Raw genomic sequence first — 15,810 nt, 5'->3', positions numbered from 1 at the left:
AACTGCTCTTAACTATTTTGTATTGAATCAGCTAGTAGTAATGACTGATAAAAAGATTTTTGATTGGGTGTTGCACCGCGAATACCAATGATTTTACTGGCTAGCCTTTGTGCTGTTGCGATCGTTTGTTGAGTTGACCATTTTTTTATTAAACCGTGTATATAAACGGCGGTAAAAGCATCGCCCGCGCCAACGGTATCGACAAATTGCTCTATTTTGTCAGGCGTTTCTTTAAAAAAACCATCTGCTGTCAGTACGGTAACGCCATCAGCACCTTGAGTCACAATCACTTGCTCATTACCAAACGTCGTTTGAAATGCTTTTATTGCGGTTTCAAGATTGGATTGCTGAAACCCAAGTTCACGCAATTCATCTAAATTCAGTTTGACCCATTTTGCTTGTTTAAGCCAATAAATTAAGGTTTCCTGTTCCCACCAAGGCGCTCTTAAATTGACATCTAAAAAAATATCCCACTCTCCAGAGTGAACGAGTTTTTGAAACTGATCTTTCGCATAGTTACTTCTTAAAGCCAGTGAACCATGGTAAAGAATGCCTTTTGGATTGTTCAACTGTGTTTCAGACTGATTAATGAAATCGTAAGCACTGTTAATTTTGATATCGTAATGTGGTTCATCATCCTTAAAAGTCACTTGTACCTGGCCTGTTGGATGCTGTTCATCTATTTGAATATTGTCTGTAGCAATCCCCCAATCTTGGGCTTGCTGAATAATTTTTTCACCAAGTTTATCTTTACCTACTCGAGAGATAAACACGGGATTATCGCCCAAAGCTTGCAGGTGCCAACAAATATTAAAAGGAGCTCCACCAAGAACTTGCTGTTGCTGTTCTTGATGACTAAAACAGTCAAATAAAACTTCGCCAAATAGGGTGATTTGTGTTTCAGTTGATTGATTCATATTTAATCCCTAAAGCATGAATGTGTCGTTTGAACCTAGGAAGATAGTGCATCACGCCTTGCAAGACACCTGAACTGTAATTTCCATTGTCATTATTGGCGTTTATAGCTTGAAAAAACTGTTTTCCAGTACCACGTTTTTCAACCAGTTCTAATGCTTGTTTTTTTAGCTCAGGCGTTGCATTCGCCACCAAAACGGACTGAATTGGACTGATTAATACTTCAAGGTCATTGCCACTGTCTCCAGCAAAAACCACCTCTTGGTTTTGATAACCTAAGTATTGCTGTAAAAACTCAATGGCGTGCAGTTTATTGGCTTTGGGCGGCAAAATATCTAGCAAACCAGTATGAGTGGTTTCATCAATACTCCAAATCAAATTGGTTTGAATTTTTAAAGGTGCTAGACGTTCATTTACTTTAGCCAAACAGTCTTGCTCGGCAAGCTTTTGTAGGTCAATATAAAAACTGATTTTATGGGCGTTCTGTTTTTCAGATTCTTGTTTTGCCAGGCCTGGTATCGAGTCGAGTAAATCATAGATTTGTTTTGGCTCAACCCCACGCCAATCTTGATCAATCTCTTTTTCCCATGCGGTTATAGGATGCCACAGCTGCTCTTTTTGCTGGTAAATACGTGTACCTACATCGGTGATTGCATAGTCTGCTAAAGGCAACTGATATTCTTGAACGGCTTGCTGCATTAATGCCAGATGACGCCCTGTTACATAAACCAAATTCACTGTTGGCAAACCACAAAAATCGGCAAATCTTTCTCGCGCACCGCTCGTTTCCTTTTGCATACCATTGGGTATCACCGTGCGATCCATATCGGTACAAAGAAGCAGTCTCATCCGTTTTCCCGCTCGCGTCCTGATGCATGACTATTTTCAGCTTCGGCTTTTTCTTCCATTTCAGGCGGACGACATTTACCAAAAAAATCATAGTGTTCAATCGCTTCTAAAATGCCTTCTTCATAACTTTTCTGGGCAAAATAGATTCGCTCAAACTCTTGCAACTGTGAGAGATCTTCCTTATGACGGTTAGCCACTACCACGGCAAGAGTATTACCACGCATCATATCTTCATCCGCACCAGAACCACCTGCAACCAGTATTTTTTCTAAAGGTATTTGCCAACGGTCAGCCACATAACGCAATGCCATTCCTTTGGAAGCTCGCATAGGCAGAATATCTAGGTATTTATCAAAAGAGAGCTGAACATTTGCCGATTCATCCTCTTGATGAAGTATGCCATTGATGTGGTCAAGATCGGTAATGTCCTTATTAAGGTAATAACTAATCTTAAATGGGGCTTGCTCTGATTTTGGCTGTAAATACAGGCCTGGATGTTCATCTAGCAGGTCTTTAATTTTATACCTAACCCAGTGAAAATCGATGTGTTTAGCCCAATATTTGTCTTTATTGAGTTTAGGGGCATAGTAAATCTCGGTTCCCGAACTGGTGATTAAAGTATCAGGTTCAGGCAATTTGTAGTGTTTAAGTAAACGTAAAGCGGAATCAAGCCTTCTGTTAGTTGCAACAATAAATAGGGTTGATTTACGGTGCTCTTTTAACACGGCAATGAGTTTAGTTAACGCTTCAGGGTTTCCAACAAGGTTATGGTCAAGACTGGTGACTAAGGCACGGTCTTTATAAAGAGCTGATCGTCTTGAAATCGGTGTTCTTGGTAACCGTTCAGAATTTTTAACAATTGGGCATATCAAATTCAAATAACGTTCTGCGTGAGCTTTCCATGCATAGTGTTGCTCTACACCGCTTAACCCATGTTTAATCATTTGATTTTTCTTTTCAGGCTGTTTAAAAAGCTCAAGCAATGCCTGGGTAATTGTTCGTGGTTCTAATGGGTCAATAAGAATGCCATTCTGGCAATTCTCTATAATATCTCTTGGCCCACCATCTTCTGTTGCAACAATAGGCAAACCAGATGCAGTCGCTTCAATTAAAGTTAAACCAAACGGTTCTGTTAAGGCGGGGTTAACAAACACACCCCCTGACGCTGCCGCAATGCGATAAATAAAGGCGACATCATTACGACTATGATGTTTTGGCAAAGAGACCTTGCCATATAAATCATAACGGTCAATCATCGCCCAGATTTCATGAAAGACCTGTTGCGCTCCTGACTCCAAATCTTCTACATCATCGCGGTTACCTGCAATAATCAATAAATTGGCTTGTTGTTGTAGCTCGGGCGATTGACCATAAGCCTCAATTAAAGCGGCAATATTTTTGCGAGGGTCGGGTCTTGATAAAGCCAAAATAATTGGTTTTTGCGAATCAACCAAAGAGTAGGTTAATTGTTGATAAAGTTTTGAGGTTAACTCATCGCCATATGGTGGCTGAAATTGGGCTAAATTTGTTCCTGGAGGAATAACCCGCATTTGCTCTGGTTGATAGAAATCATAAATTTCATACTGCTCTTCAATCTCTTGATGAGTGCTGGTAATCACCCTTTCTGCGGTAGCCAATACATGCTCTTCGGCATCAATACGCCTGGACATATTGTACTGGCTTTCAATCTCTTCGGACGGCACACCATTGGCAAACAGTCTAGCACGCTTAACGCGCCCTAATGAATGCCCCGTATGAATAAGCGGAATAGATAATTGATTGGCTAACTGGCTTCCCACATAACCTGCGTCGGCATAGTGGCTGTGAATAATATCGGGGTAATGATTTTGATGCCGAAAATAGTCCATCATATTATCAGCAAACGTATCCAGATAATCCCACAACTGCTCTTTGAATATATACTCTTCTGGACCCGCTTCGATTCTAATAATTGAGAGTTTATCGTTTATTTTTTCAATGGGTTGGGCGTAGTCTGCATCAACAGAGCTATCTTTTACTAAACGCGTAAAAAGCTCTACTTTACCCACTTCGGGTCTTTCTGATAGAGCCTGAGCGAGCTCTAAAACATAGAGAGTTTGGCCTCCTGTATCCGCGTCTCTACCTAATTCGAGATTATTACCACGGAAAAGGCCGTGAACACTAATAAGAGAGATATACACATCAGTTTGCTGTTCGTTCATACTTTTCACTTTATTGACAATTCTTGTTGGCTCAGAAATCAATGGGTTAAAAGGTTATTTGAATTTTAGCTCCCTCATTTATAACATACTCTAAAATAGGATTCTAAGATTTAAGTGATTAACTTGTGGATTTTAAAAGAGAAATCAAATACAAAGAGGCTTAAAAAGGTAATGACTCTTGGCTAAGATACACCTTAGTGTGTTTGCCTTGAACCTGTTTAATGGGAAGCTTGGCCTCTTCTGTGAGCCAGGCACTTATAGCATTACGCTTAGACTCTCCTGTAATCAATTTAATCACTAAATCACACTGATTAAAGGCTGAGTAACTTAAACTCACTCGTTGAGAAGGCGGCTTAGGAGAATCGTTTTCTATAATAATAGGGGCGACCTGACTGCCATTAGATTCTGAAAAGACCTGTTGAACAGTTTCACTTCCATCGTGCCCAGGAAACAGGCTGGCGGTATGGCCATCTTCACCCATACCCAATAAACACACATCAAAATGGTCTACTGACGCAAGTAAGTTCGCATAAGCCTTAGCGGATTTTTCAGCACCCGCTTCGGTATTCATAAAATGAATATTTTTAACGGGTATATCATTATTGCTCAACCAGTGAGAGAGCAAAGCCTGGGAATTGCGTTCCGAGTGATTAAACGGCAAAACGCGTTCATCCCCCATATAGATATGCCAGTTTTTCCAATCGGCATGGCGTTCCGCTAATAATTGATAACAACGGTTTGGTGTAGAACCGCCTGCCGTAATAAAATGAAAAGCACCATATTTTTGAATCGCCCTATCCGCAATTTGCAGAATTTCTTCTACGCATTGCTGGGCAAGAGCTTCACTGTTATCGAAGACTTGCCAATTTTCAGGTAAAGATGAACTCATATGGCAAGCCTACTCTTTACAGTGTGGATTAATATAGGTACGCCAATATTGTTCGTTATCATCAAACAGTTTATGTGAACCTTCAGGCCCCCAACTGCCTGATGCGTACGTATCAATATAATCCGTTTGATTTGCCCACTCAGACAAAACGGGATCAACCACATCCCAAGCCGCTTTGACTTCATCAAAACGTAAGAACAGTGACCTATCGCCTTTAATAACATCTAATAACAGTTCTTCATAGGCATCGATTTTTGAATTTTCATCGTATTTCATGGCCGCATCCAAACTAATCTGTTCGGTATTAATTTCCAGGCCTGGTTGTTTGGCAATCATCTCGATTTTAATAGACTCATTCGGCTGAATACCAAACACAATCCAGTTAGGCTCCATTTTTTTAACCTGTGAATCACGGAAGAATTGTTTAGGCGGATGTTTAAAACAGATTGAAACCAAGGTTTTAGACTGCTTCATGTTTTTACCCGTCTGAATGTAGAAAGGCACACCTTCCCAACGCCAATTATCAATATAGAGTTTTAAAGCCGCATAGGTCTCGGTGACCGAATCTTCGGCCACACCAGGCTCATCTAAATAGCTGTGCACTTGGTTGCCATGAATAATACCCTCGGCATATTGAGCACGATACGCTTGACCTTTGACCTGTTTCTTTTTAATAGGGCGAATCGATTTAAGCAGCTTTACCTTTTCATCACGCAAAGATTCGGCATCCATAGAGGCAGGAGGCTCCATCGCAACCAACGCCAATAGCTGTAAAAGATGACTTTGAATCATGTCACGCAAAGCACCACTATGGTCGTAATAACCAGCACGAGTTCCCACACATTTGTCTTCGGCATGGGTTATCTGAATATGGTCAATGGTATTTCGGTTCCATAAGGGTTCCATCAGTGCATTGGCAAAACGAAAAACCATCACATTTTGCACCATACCTTTGCCAAGATAATGGTCAATACGGTAAGTCTGCTCTTCAGATAACGCTTTACTGATTTTATTTTGCAGTGCCGCAGCACTTTCTACGTCATACCCAAACGGCTTTTCAAGAACCACACGTTTCCAACCATTCGATTCATCTAATAAACCATGCTCTTTAAGTTCATGGGTTACTTGGCCAAACATATCTGGCCCTAGCGATAAATAAAAAGCCATTTTGGAAGAAAATTTTGGCTCTGCTAACGTTGTTGCTAAATTTTTATAACATTCAGCACTCGAAATATCCATTTGCACGTAGTCCATACGCGAGGCAAAAGCTTTAAAAATAGCATGATTAATACCTCCACGGGCAACAGGTTCAATGTACTTTTTAATTTCAGTCAATAAATCTTCAAGACGCCACTCTCTGCGACCAATTGCCACAATACGCATACCATCTGGCAAACGACCCACGCATTCTAAGTGGTAAAAAGCAGGCATTAATTTGGTAAGAGATAAATTCCCAGTTGCACCAAATACCACATATGTACAAGGTTCAACCATGATTAAACCTCATACGTTGTAGAGCTAACATTACCGCCAGATTGAATCCAGTCGGTATGAAAAAACTCTCCACGTGGAGCATCTACACGCTCGTAAGTATGAGCACCAAAATAATCACGCTGTGCTTGCAATAAATTAGCAGGCACAACCTCACTGCGGTAACCATCAAAAAACGCTAAGGCCGAGCTTAAAGTTGGGGTTGGGATTTGCTGTTCAATACCAAACACCACCGCTTTTCGCCAATGGCTTTCAGCGGCTTTAATTGCGTTTTCAAAGAAGGGGGCTTGCAGTAAGTTTGCCAGGCCTGGTTGTTTTTCATAAGCGTGTTTAATCTCTTCTAAAAAACGGCTTCTAATAATGCAACCACCACGCCACATAAGCGCAATGCCACCGTAATTTAAGTCCCAACTATAGGCTTTAGCCGCTTCAGCCATTAACATGTAGCCTTGGGCGTAAGAGATAATTTTTGAAGCATAAAGCGCATCGTGAATTGAAGCGATAATGGCTTGTTTTTCTTCTGATGAATAGGTTTTTGTGGCGACCGTTCTTGGGTAAATTTTAGAGGCCTGTACACGTTCTGTTTTTAAGGCCGATAAACAACGTGCGTAAACCGATTCGGTAATCAAGGTCACAGGGATCCCTAACTCTAATGAGCTAATTCCAGTCCATTTACCAGTACCTTTTTGGCCTGCGGCATCTAAAATTTTATCGACTAACGGCTCACCATCTTTATCTTTAAAAGTTAAGATTTCTGCGGTAATTTCAATTAAATAAGAGTCTAAAACCCCTTTATTCCAATCAGCAAAGACGGCTTGGCATTCATCTGCACTCATACCCAAACCTTCGCGCATTAGCTGATAAGCTTCTGAAATAAGCTGCATGTCACCATATTCAATCCCATTGTGGACCATTTTCACATAGTGACCAGCACCATCATCCCCCACCCAATCACAACAAGCCTCGTTACCTGATTTAGCCGCAATCGCTTGAAAGATGGGTTTGACACTTTCCCAGGCCTGGTTATTTCCGCCTGGCATAATGGATGGTCCAAAACGCGCACCCTCTTCGCCCCCAGAAACCCCCGTACCAATAAATAAAATACCTTTTTCGGCTAGGGCTTTGGTTCTACGGTTTGAATCGATGTATAAAGAGTTACCACCATCAATGATAATATCGCCTTCATCCAATAACGGGACGAGCTGTTCAATAAACGCGTCAACCACGTCACCCGCTTTAACCATTAACATGACTTTTCGAGGCGCCGCAAGAGAATCCACTAACTCTTTTAAGGAATAAGCCGCGCTAATTGGAAAACCTTGTGCACGCTTTTCAATAAACTCATTGGTTTTTTGCTCTGAGCGGTTATACACACAAACATGAAAGCCATGCTCCGCCATATTCAAAACCAAGTTTTGTCCCATCACGGCAAGGCCAATTAAACCAATATCTGCAGCTGACATACTCTCTTCCTTATTCAATTCTGGGTAATTTTTAATTAAAAACGGTTGGTAATCCAAACCGTTTGATAGGGGGCTAACGTCATTTCACCATATAAATCGGTAATCATTTGGTCGCTAATAATCTCTTTCCACTCATCCATATCTATTAAGTTTAATTGTGCCAAACTTAATGTTTGTGACCGATTCGTGACATTATTAATCACAAAAATACTTTGATGACGCATCAAACTTTGTCGCCAGAAACCAAACAGCTCATCAGGTAAATGCAAAGTGAATTGCGTGGCATTTGGATGGAAAGCCGCATGCTGTTTACGTAAATGAATCAAACGACTTAAACCACTTAAAACACGGGAATTTAAGGTGTTGGAATCCTCAAGCAAAGGCTGCAACTCATCAAACTGCCATTTATGACGATTTATATCACGATTATGCTCTGTTTTTTCTAACATGTCATAATCATTTTCAGTGGCAAAGAAAGAATGCACATAAATCGCTGGAACACCTTCCAAAGCGATGGCAATCGCATGAGCGCATAACATACGTTCTACCTGATACTCATCCACACCATCAGCCGTGCCCTTAAAGGCATCAATTAAAGCAATATTAATCTCATACGGGTGTTTTTCACCGTTTAAACCCGCACGCCAAGAGACTCTTGCACCAAACGATTGTAAGGCATGAATCATATTTTGCAGCTCTTCTGGATCAAGAATCCCCTCGGCAGGCCTGACACCAATACCATCATGACTGGCAATAAAGTTTAAAAAAGTGGTGCCCATTTGCGCAGGCGGCATAGTCATTAACCAAGATTTTAAATGTTTGGCTGAACCAGTAAGTAAGGCATTAATTAATAGCGGTGGCAAGGAGAAGTTATAAACCATGTGCGCTTCATTGGCATTACCAAAATAGGTGAGGTTTTCACGTTTAGGCACATTAGTTTCTGTGATAATAATCGCCTCAGGCAAACGGTACTCAATTAAAGCACGCATTAATTGAATCGCTTGATGAGTTTCAGGCAGGTGAATACAAGATGTGCCAATAATTTTCCATAAAAAGCCAATGGCATCTAATCTAAAAATACTTGCACCTTTATCGATGTACATAGAAATCAAACGCATGACCTCTAAAAACACATCTGGGTTAGCGAAATTTAAATCAATCTGATCGTGACTAAAGGTACACCAAACGTATTTTTCACCCTCGGTGGTATGGGTAATTCTCAATAAAGGAGTCGTACGTGGGCGAACCACCGCTGATAAATCTTCGGTTGGACTGGCTTGCACAAAATAGTTTTCATACTTTGGATCACCCGCCTCAAAAGCCTTAAACCAGGGGTGTTCACTTGAACAGTGGTTAATCACTAAGTCTGCCATGATTTTATAGTCTTGGCTAATCTCTGTGATATCAGACCAAGACCCTAAATCAGGGTTAATGGATTCATAATCCGATACCGCAAAACCACCATCAGAGGTATAAGGGTAATAGGGCAAAATATGCACCATTGAGACACTCTCTTTTAAGTAAGTGTCTAAAGTGTTTTTTAAGGTTTTCAGGGGTTTTTCGCCACTCTTAAGAATAGAATCGCCATAAGTAATGAGCATAATATCTTGCTCATCCCAATGTGACTGGTGCGACATAGGTAACTGGCAAGATGTTTTATCAATGCCAGTTATCTCGATAAACTTCTCTGCCAATTCAGCCGTATCTTGATCGGGATAGAGCGCCTGCACTAATGGAGTAATTCGCTCAATCAGTGCAGAGTAAGCGACCGCAGATGGACATGATGACATTGGCATAGAAGCCCCCTTCTTTATTTAGATTGATACTCTTGCATATCGGCTTCAACCGCTTCGGTAATCTCTTGCAAAATATCTGGAAAAGCCGATGAAACTCGGTTCCACGATGGAATAAATGGCGTTTCCATTGGCGCTTCTAAAAAGTGTTGACCCGCTTTAATAATATTCTCACAGAACATCTCTACTGCAATTTCTTCTTTATGCACATCCAACTCTAAGCCATTCATAATCGCATCATTACGGTAAGACTCAATTAGGTCTAGGGCAATTCGGTAATAAGTCGCTTTTAAGGTTCTAAAGCCCTCTGTGGTAAAGGTGACACCTTCCGCAGCTAACTTACGGTAAAACGCCTTAGCAATATCAATCGACATTTTAGATAAACCTTTTTGGGCGTCATCGGCTGATAAGTCTTGGTGTTTATGGTCGTAAATATCGGCAATATCTACTTGGCAAATACGGTTAGAACTGATGTTTCGTTTCATCTCCGAAAGCACGCCAATCTCAAGCCCCCAATCCGAAGGGATGCGTAAATCCGAAATCACCCCAGCTCTAAAAGCAAACTCCCCTGCTAACGGGTAACGATAGGAGTCGATATGACTTAGATATTCGTCGGCTCGTTCATTTTGCTCTCCAGCGGTTTTTTGCAATGCACGTATCAGTGGCGTAACCAGTAAACGGGTCACTCGTCCATTCATGGTTTGATTGGCAATACGGGTATAAAAACCCTTGGCAAACGCATAGTTAAATTGTGGATTGGCCACGGGATAGATCAATCGTGCCAATAATGAACGTTCATAAGTGACAATATCACAATCGTGTAAAGCGACCGATTCAACTCTATCTGAACCTAAAACATAACCAATCATATACCAGACATTTCGCCCTTTGCCTGGTGCTTCTGGAGCGATGCCTTCATCAACCAACTTCTTGTGAATGGCTTTCATGCGTGGACCATCGTTCCAAATGACTTTAACGTCTTGCGGTAACACTGAAAAATACTCTAAAGCATGGCGATACTCAGCCTCATTGGCTCTATCTAAACCCACCACTATCTCTTCCAAATAAGGAACCGACTTTAACTCTTCAACAATTTTGGCAAGGGCGGGCGTTTGCAGTTCAGAATATAAGCTTGGCAAAATCAAGCCTAAAGGCCTTTGTTTACTGTACTTTAATAAGTCAGCTTCCATATCCTCGATAGGTCTATCCACTAAATTATGTAATGTGGTGATAATGCCGTTCTGATAAAAATCCATACTTGCTCCTTCCCACCGTTGGGGTTTGGATATTCGTTAATTTTTTAAACTATCAAGCCGTTTCTAACCAATTTAAAACGGCTTGATTCCAGCCTTTAGGCCCATACTCTTTGGTCACAATGACCCTATCGTGCTCCACCACGGGTGGCGGATTAACGGGAGAGCGAATCACAACGGGGTAATCACTCGCCTCTAATAAAGGAATATCGTTATTACCATCACCCAAGGCCATGGTCTCAATCGGTTCTTGCCAGGCCTGGTGATAATAATCTGTTAAAAATCGTAGTGCCAAACCCTTATTACTCAACCCCATTAGATGCACAAATCGCCCACCTTTTATGAGTTGCAAACCATAAGGTTTCAAAAGAGCCATAAACTGCTGTAAACGCTCTTCGGTATCTTGCCAAAGCAGAGGTTCAGAAAAGTGACGCTGCTTGGCCTTTGCCGCTTGCTCTAAGCTCAAGCCTGTACAATCAGAAACCTGTTGCACACTCATTTCAGAAAAGCCAGTACAAATAAAATGAAACTTTTTTCTCATAGCCTGAGCCAAAGTCAACATCTCTGACATTAAAACCGAGTTTAGACTAATGTAGTCATAACTCTCTTTCCATTGCGAAATTTCGATGTTTTGCAACCAATCTTTGCGAAAAACCTCTGTAAACTGCATACTCCCTTTAGGCCAAAAAATACCTGCGCCATTTTCAACAATAAAAGGGTATTTGTTATGTAATTCATTACGAATATCAATCACCTCTTCTGCCGTTTTACTGGTAGTCAAAACCCAAGGAACGTGTTGAGTTTGCAAAGCGTTTATGGCGGGTAACGCAGGTGAGTAGTCATAATCGTGATGGTCTAATAAGGAACCGTCTAAATCGGTAAATAACAACTTTCTCATCTAGGCGCCTTTGCTTTTCGACAACGTTTCAAATTCAAAATTTAACTTCATAACTTCAACTCAATACTAATAGAGTTAATGCAATCATTGTGCCAATGAATTTTTATACATCCTAATTAACTCCCACCAAAAAGACCTTGTTTCTTAAAAAGAATATCTTAATTAATATATCTAAAACAATAAGTTAAATACTTATTAAACTTTTAAATAGAGTCTATATAACAGCAATTAAAACACATAATTAATGTGAACTAACTGAAACCTTATCTTGATAAAAACGCAAAAAATCTTAATCAAACAGACCTAAACCCCTCCTTCCTCTCACCAATATGGTGCGTAAAGCACCTTACTCAGACAAGACCCTGCAGACAACAACTCACAAAAAGACCCTATCCTATTGAAATGTAATAATTTAATCACAAATTACGCCCTTATTGCTAAATGCCTAAAAAACGAGGTTATTATGCAAATACAAAACAAATACCCTAATAACGGCTTCTATGATGAATCGATAGACGCCAATGAAAAACCACGCGCAGCTTCTGTTGAGCTTTTTCAACATCTAACCAATCTGGGCTTTGAAGAGCTCACAGAACGCCAAAAAGCGGCTGAAAAAACCATCGCCCAAATGGGAATCTCTTTTACCGTTTACAGTGATAAGGGAAACATTGACCGACTTTGGCCTTTTGACTTAATTCCAAGAACCATTGAAGCCTCTGAATGGGAGCAGGTTGCAAGTGGGTTGAAACAGCGTTTAAGAGCGTTAAATCTATTTATTGAAGATATCTACAACGATCAAAATATCTTAAATAAAGGCATTGTGCCTGCCGAAATCATCCTATCGTCTAAGGATTTTAGACCTGAAAGCAAAGGCATGAAGCTGAAACACCAGGCCTGGGCATGTATTTGTGGTACCGACTTAGTGCGTGATGATGCGGGTGAGTTTTATGTATTAGAAGATAATCTTCGTGTGCCTTCAGGGGTGTCGTATATGCTTGAAAATCGTTATGTCTCTAAAACAGCCATGCCTGAGGCGTTTCAAGATATTAACATTCAACCCATGAACCAATACCCTTATGAACTGCTAAAAATGTTGCGTTCAATCTCCCCGACTGATTCCGAAGACCCTGAAATTGTGGTTTTAACGCCAGGTATTTTTAACTCTGCTTATTATGAACACGCCTTTTTAGCCCATGAAATGGGGGTAGAACTGGTGGAGGGTTCTGATTTAATGGTGGGTGATGACGACTGTGTTTATATGCGTAATGTTGATGGTCCACAAAAAATCGATGTGATTTATCGCCGTATTGATGATGATTTTATTGACCCCGAAGTGTTTCGTGAAGATTCTGCTTTAGGGGTACCAGGTTTAATGCGTGCATGGCGAAAAGGCAATGTAGGCATCGCAAACGCCCCAGGCTGTGGCGTGGCTGATGACAAGGTTCTGTATGCCTACGTACCCGATATTATTCGTTTTTACCTTAATGAAGAACCTTTGATTTCCAATGTACCCACCTACCTATGCAGTAATGAAAAAGACCGTGAATATGTTTTAGAACACCTTAATGAATTGGTGGTAAAACCTGCCAATGAGTCTGGTGGCTATGGTTTATTAATTGGCCCCAAAGCAACTCAAGAGGAACTAGAGACCTTTAGCCAACTTATTCAAGAAAACCCAAGAAATTATGTGGCGCAACCCACACTTAATTTATCCACAGCCCCAACCATTTGTGAAAACGGACTCGAACCCCGTCATGTTGACCTTCGCCCGTTCATACTACATGGAGAGGAGAGCTATGTGACCGCAGGCGGTCTAACCCGTGTTGCTATGGTTAAGGGCTCTTTAGTGGTTAACTCATCACAAGGTGGTGGCAGTAAAGATACTTGGATTGTGAAACTGGAGGATAAATAATGTTATCTCGTGTGGCAGAAAGAATCTATTGGTTAGCGCGTTACATTGAACGCATTGAAAACACCGCTCGTTTAACACAAGTTCACTCACAGCTCATGTTTGATATGCCTAAATCGGTCAAGCTGTCATGGTATACATTAATTGAAATCACCAGTAATGAAGATTTTTTTGAAGAGCACTATGACGCTAAAACCGAAAAAAACTGTTGTTGGGCCATCTTAGGTGATCGAGATAATTCAGCCTCGTTAATCTCCTCATTATGGTGGGCAAGAGAGAATGTTCGCACCACGCGTGATAGCTTACCTAGAGAGGCCTGGATATACGTTAATGAACTGTATCTATTGGTAAAAGAGAATGAAGAGGACTTTAATGTAAGACGTAAACGTAATGAGTTGTTAGAACAAGTCATCCGTTCATGCCAAGCTATTTCAGGTATGCTTGATGGAACAATGAGGCTTAATAAAACGTTTCAATTTTTACAGCTAGGCACGGCTATTGAACGAGCAGATATGACCTCACGTATTTTAGATGTAGGTGGTTTTTTTGTGGCGCAAGAGCTTGAAGAGCAGGAGATTAAACCCTTTGAGAGTATCTTATGGGCAAATATATTAAAGTCGGTCAGTGCTTACTTTATGTATCGCCAAGCGGTGCAAATGGAAATCAACGGTAAATCGGTTATTCGCTTTTTGGTCAATGACCCATTGCTATTTCGATCAATCAAACATTGCGTTTGTATGATGCACACTCAAGTGGCTACACTGCCCGAATCCACCAATGTGACCAAAGCACTTGAAGACTTACAAACACTGATTAATCAAAGCATTCCGTTTGAATTAGGCTCTCCTGTTTTACATGACTACTTGGATGAAGTTCAAATGCACTTATCCGTATTACACAAAGAGTTTTATAATACCTGGTTTCACCCAACGATTGATTTACCCACAAACCAGCAACAAAGCCAGTAAGGATACTTGACGTTGAAGCGTTATTATTGCCAGTGTAAACAAGAAATTTTCTTTAATAACGCCTTTTGTGAAAAGTGTGGACGTGACTTAATTTACGACCCGAAAGCACAAACCATGTGGAGTGGTGTGCTGACCGATCATGGTTTTGTCACCCATACTAATATGGCATTACCTGGTGATGAACCTATGGTGCTACGGCCTTGTGCAAATCGTCAATCCAGCATACTTTGTAACTGGTCAGTCTCATCAGAGCATGATACACAGTGCATTTCGTGCAAAACAACCCGTATTATTCCAGATCAATCGATTACCAAAAACAATCAACGTTGGCTCACTCTTGAACGGGCAAAACGCCAACTTATCTCCTCTTTAATCAGCTTAAACTTGCCCATTGAGAACTATCATCAAAAAACAGGTGGCTTAGCTTTTGACTTCTTGGAAGACCAACGCAGTAATCCCAATGTGGCGCTTGAACATGTTTTGACAGGCCATTCAAATGGCACCATCACATTAAATGCAGCCGAAGCGGACGAAGGTTTTTTACACACCATGAAAGAAGAAATGGGCGAACCTTACCGCACGATTTTAGGCCATTTTAGACATGAAGTTGGCCACTATTATTGGGCGATTCTGCTACAAGATGAGAGCCAACTTAAAGCCTTTAGGGAGTTGTTTGGCGATGAAAGACAAGATTATCAACAAGCTTTAGAGCGTTATTACCAACAAGAAAAACCAAAATTTAAAAGCAGTCAGTTCATCACCCATTATGCCAGCAGTCACCCACATGAAGACTGGGCAGAAACTTGGGCGCACTATTTACACATTGTAGATACGCTTGAAACCGCCGTGAGTTATGGTTTAAGTAGTTATGAGCCTAAAATAAACGACTTTAACAGCTGGTTTTCTGAGTGGGCACGAGTCGCACAAATTATGAACGCTCTGAACCGCAGCATGGGTTTAAATGATGCCTACCCATTTGTATTAACGGAAATTGTTCGCAGCAAACTGGCATTTATTGACTCACTCATTGATGGCTTTGCCTCTTATAAAAAATAACGTTTTTAATGCCCAAATTCTGAATCAACTCAATCTTACCAGGCCTGGTAGTTTATGATATCCTTTGATTTTCAAAACTCATGTAGCGCATTGATACACCTATTTAATACATATTGTTGTTAATA

At 40.8% G+C, this 15,810-nt stretch carries 12 protein-coding genes; 3 read left to right on the top strand and 9 right to left on the bottom strand.

Translation table 11 applies throughout. The annotated features are described in order from the left end of the window. Positions 1-8: 8 nt before the first annotated feature. The 9 genes from A379_RS08050 to A379_RS08010 all read right to left on the bottom strand — a co-directional run bounded on the left by A379_RS08050 (position 9) and on the right by A379_RS08010 (position 11,752). Complete coding sequence (locus A379_RS08050) at positions 9-917, bottom strand: PfkB family carbohydrate kinase (protein ID WP_040727374.1); 909 nt, start codon at positions 915-917, stop codon at positions 9-11. Beyond that, positions 901-1,764 (bottom strand): HAD-IIB family hydrolase, encoded by an 864-nt coding sequence (locus tag A379_RS08045; protein WP_040727372.1) that lies wholly within the window; start codon positions 1,762-1,764, stop codon positions 901-903. The genes A379_RS08050 and A379_RS08045 overlap by 17 nt, the downstream gene beginning before the upstream one ends. After that, positions 1,761-3,965, bottom strand: coding sequence for an HAD family hydrolase (locus A379_RS08040; RefSeq protein WP_040727371.1), 2,205 nt, complete (start codon positions 3,963-3,965; stop codon positions 1,761-1,763). The genes A379_RS08045 and A379_RS08040 overlap by 4 nt, the downstream gene beginning before the upstream one ends. A 160-nt stretch (positions 3,966-4,125) precedes the next feature. Beyond that, positions 4,126-4,854, bottom strand: a complete 729-nt coding sequence (pgl, locus tag A379_RS08035) for a 6-phosphogluconolactonase (protein WP_040727369.1) — start codon at positions 4,852-4,854, stop codon at positions 4,126-4,128. 9 nt (positions 4,855-4,863) lie between these two features. Continuing rightward, positions 4,864-6,348: a glucose-6-phosphate dehydrogenase gene (gene zwf / locus A379_RS08030; RefSeq protein WP_040727367.1), complete on the bottom strand. Its 1,485-nt coding sequence runs from the start codon at positions 6,346-6,348 to the stop codon at positions 4,864-4,866. A gap of 2 nt (positions 6,349-6,350) precedes the next feature. Then, positions 6,351-7,808 carry a decarboxylating NADP(+)-dependent phosphogluconate dehydrogenase gene (gnd, locus tag A379_RS08025; RefSeq protein ID WP_040727365.1) on the bottom strand — a complete coding sequence of 486 codons (1,458 nt, stop codon included), beginning with the start codon at positions 7,806-7,808 and terminating at the stop codon, positions 6,351-6,353. A 35-nt stretch (positions 7,809-7,843) separates the two neighbouring features. Beyond that, positions 7,844-9,604 (bottom strand): sugar phosphorylase, encoded by a 1,761-nt coding sequence (locus A379_RS08020; protein WP_232744829.1) that lies wholly within the window; start codon positions 9,602-9,604, stop codon positions 7,844-7,846. A 14-nt stretch (positions 9,605-9,618) separates the two neighbouring features. Further along, positions 9,619-10,857, bottom strand: a complete 1,239-nt coding sequence (locus A379_RS08015) for a glycosyl transferase (protein ID WP_040727362.1) — start codon at positions 10,855-10,857, stop codon at positions 9,619-9,621. A 52-nt stretch (positions 10,858-10,909) separates the two neighbouring features. Beyond that, positions 10,910-11,752 (bottom strand): mannosyl-3-phosphoglycerate phosphatase, encoded by an 843-nt coding sequence (locus A379_RS08010; protein ID WP_040727361.1) that lies wholly within the window; start codon positions 11,750-11,752, stop codon positions 10,910-10,912. Between the two features lie 460 nt (positions 11,753-12,212). Between A379_RS08010 and A379_RS08005 the strand changes: the two genes are divergently transcribed. The 3 genes from A379_RS08005 to A379_RS07995 are packed head-to-tail and all read left to right on the top strand — an operon-like array spanning position 12,213 to position 15,685. Further along, the gene (locus A379_RS08005; RefSeq protein WP_369759658.1) at positions 12,213-13,664 is read left to right on the top strand and encodes a circularly permuted type 2 ATP-grasp protein; all 1,452 of its coding nucleotides are present in this window, start codon (positions 12,213-12,215) and stop codon (positions 13,662-13,664) included. Further along, on the top strand, positions 13,664-14,629 hold the full coding sequence (locus tag A379_RS08000; protein WP_040727358.1) for an alpha-E domain-containing protein: 966 nt from the start codon (positions 13,664-13,666) through the stop codon (positions 14,627-14,629). The genes A379_RS08005 and A379_RS08000 overlap by 1 nt, the downstream gene beginning before the upstream one ends. Before the next feature lie 12 nt (positions 14,630-14,641). Then, the gene (locus tag A379_RS07995) at positions 14,642-15,685 is read left to right on the top strand and encodes a putative zinc-binding metallopeptidase (protein WP_040727355.1); all 1,044 of its coding nucleotides are present in this window, start codon (positions 14,642-14,644) and stop codon (positions 15,683-15,685) included. The last annotated feature ends 125 nt before the right edge of the window (positions 15,686-15,810 follow it).

This window comes from Thiomicrorhabdus sp. Kp2 (assembly GCF_000478585.1).
Lineage (GTDB): Bacteria > Pseudomonadota > Gammaproteobacteria > Thiomicrospirales > Thiomicrospiraceae > Thiomicrorhabdus.
Note: the sequence above shows the minus strand (reverse complement) of the source record. Positions and strands in the feature narration are given on the sequence as shown.

What these genes read in the sequence shown, in the direction of transcription:
- A379_RS08050 (WP_040727374.1), bottom strand. Translation starts at nt 917, where the DNA reads ATGAATCAATCAACTGAAACACAAATCACCCTATTTGGCGAAGTTTTA.
- A379_RS08045 (WP_040727372.1), bottom strand. Translation starts at nt 1,764, where the DNA reads ATGAGACTGCTTCTTTGTACCGATATGGATCGCACGGTGATACCCAAT.
- A379_RS08040 (WP_040727371.1), bottom strand. Translation starts at nt 3,965, where the DNA reads ATGAACGAACAGCAAACTGATGTGTATATCTCTCTTATTAGTGTTCAC.
- pgl (WP_040727369.1), bottom strand. Translation starts at nt 4,854, where the DNA reads ATGAGTTCATCTTTACCTGAAAATTGGCAAGTCTTCGATAACAGTGAA.
- zwf (WP_040727367.1), bottom strand. Translation starts at nt 6,348, where the DNA reads ATGGTTGAACCTTGTACATATGTGGTATTTGGTGCAACTGGGAATTTA.
- gnd (WP_040727365.1), bottom strand. Translation starts at nt 7,808, where the DNA reads ATGTCAGCTGCAGATATTGGTTTAATTGGCCTTGCCGTGATGGGACAA.
- A379_RS08020 (WP_232744829.1), bottom strand. Translation starts at nt 9,604, where the DNA reads ATGCCAATGTCATCATGTCCATCTGCGGTCGCTTACTCTGCACTGATT.
- A379_RS08015 (WP_040727362.1), bottom strand. Translation starts at nt 10,857, where the DNA reads ATGGATTTTTATCAGAACGGCATTATCACCACATTACATAATTTAGTG.
- A379_RS08010 (WP_040727361.1), bottom strand. Translation starts at nt 11,752, where the DNA reads ATGAGAAAGTTGTTATTTACCGATTTAGACGGTTCCTTATTAGACCAT.
- A379_RS08000 (WP_040727358.1), top strand. Translation starts at nt 13,664, where the DNA reads ATGTTATCTCGTGTGGCAGAAAGAATCTATTGGTTAGCGCGTTACATT.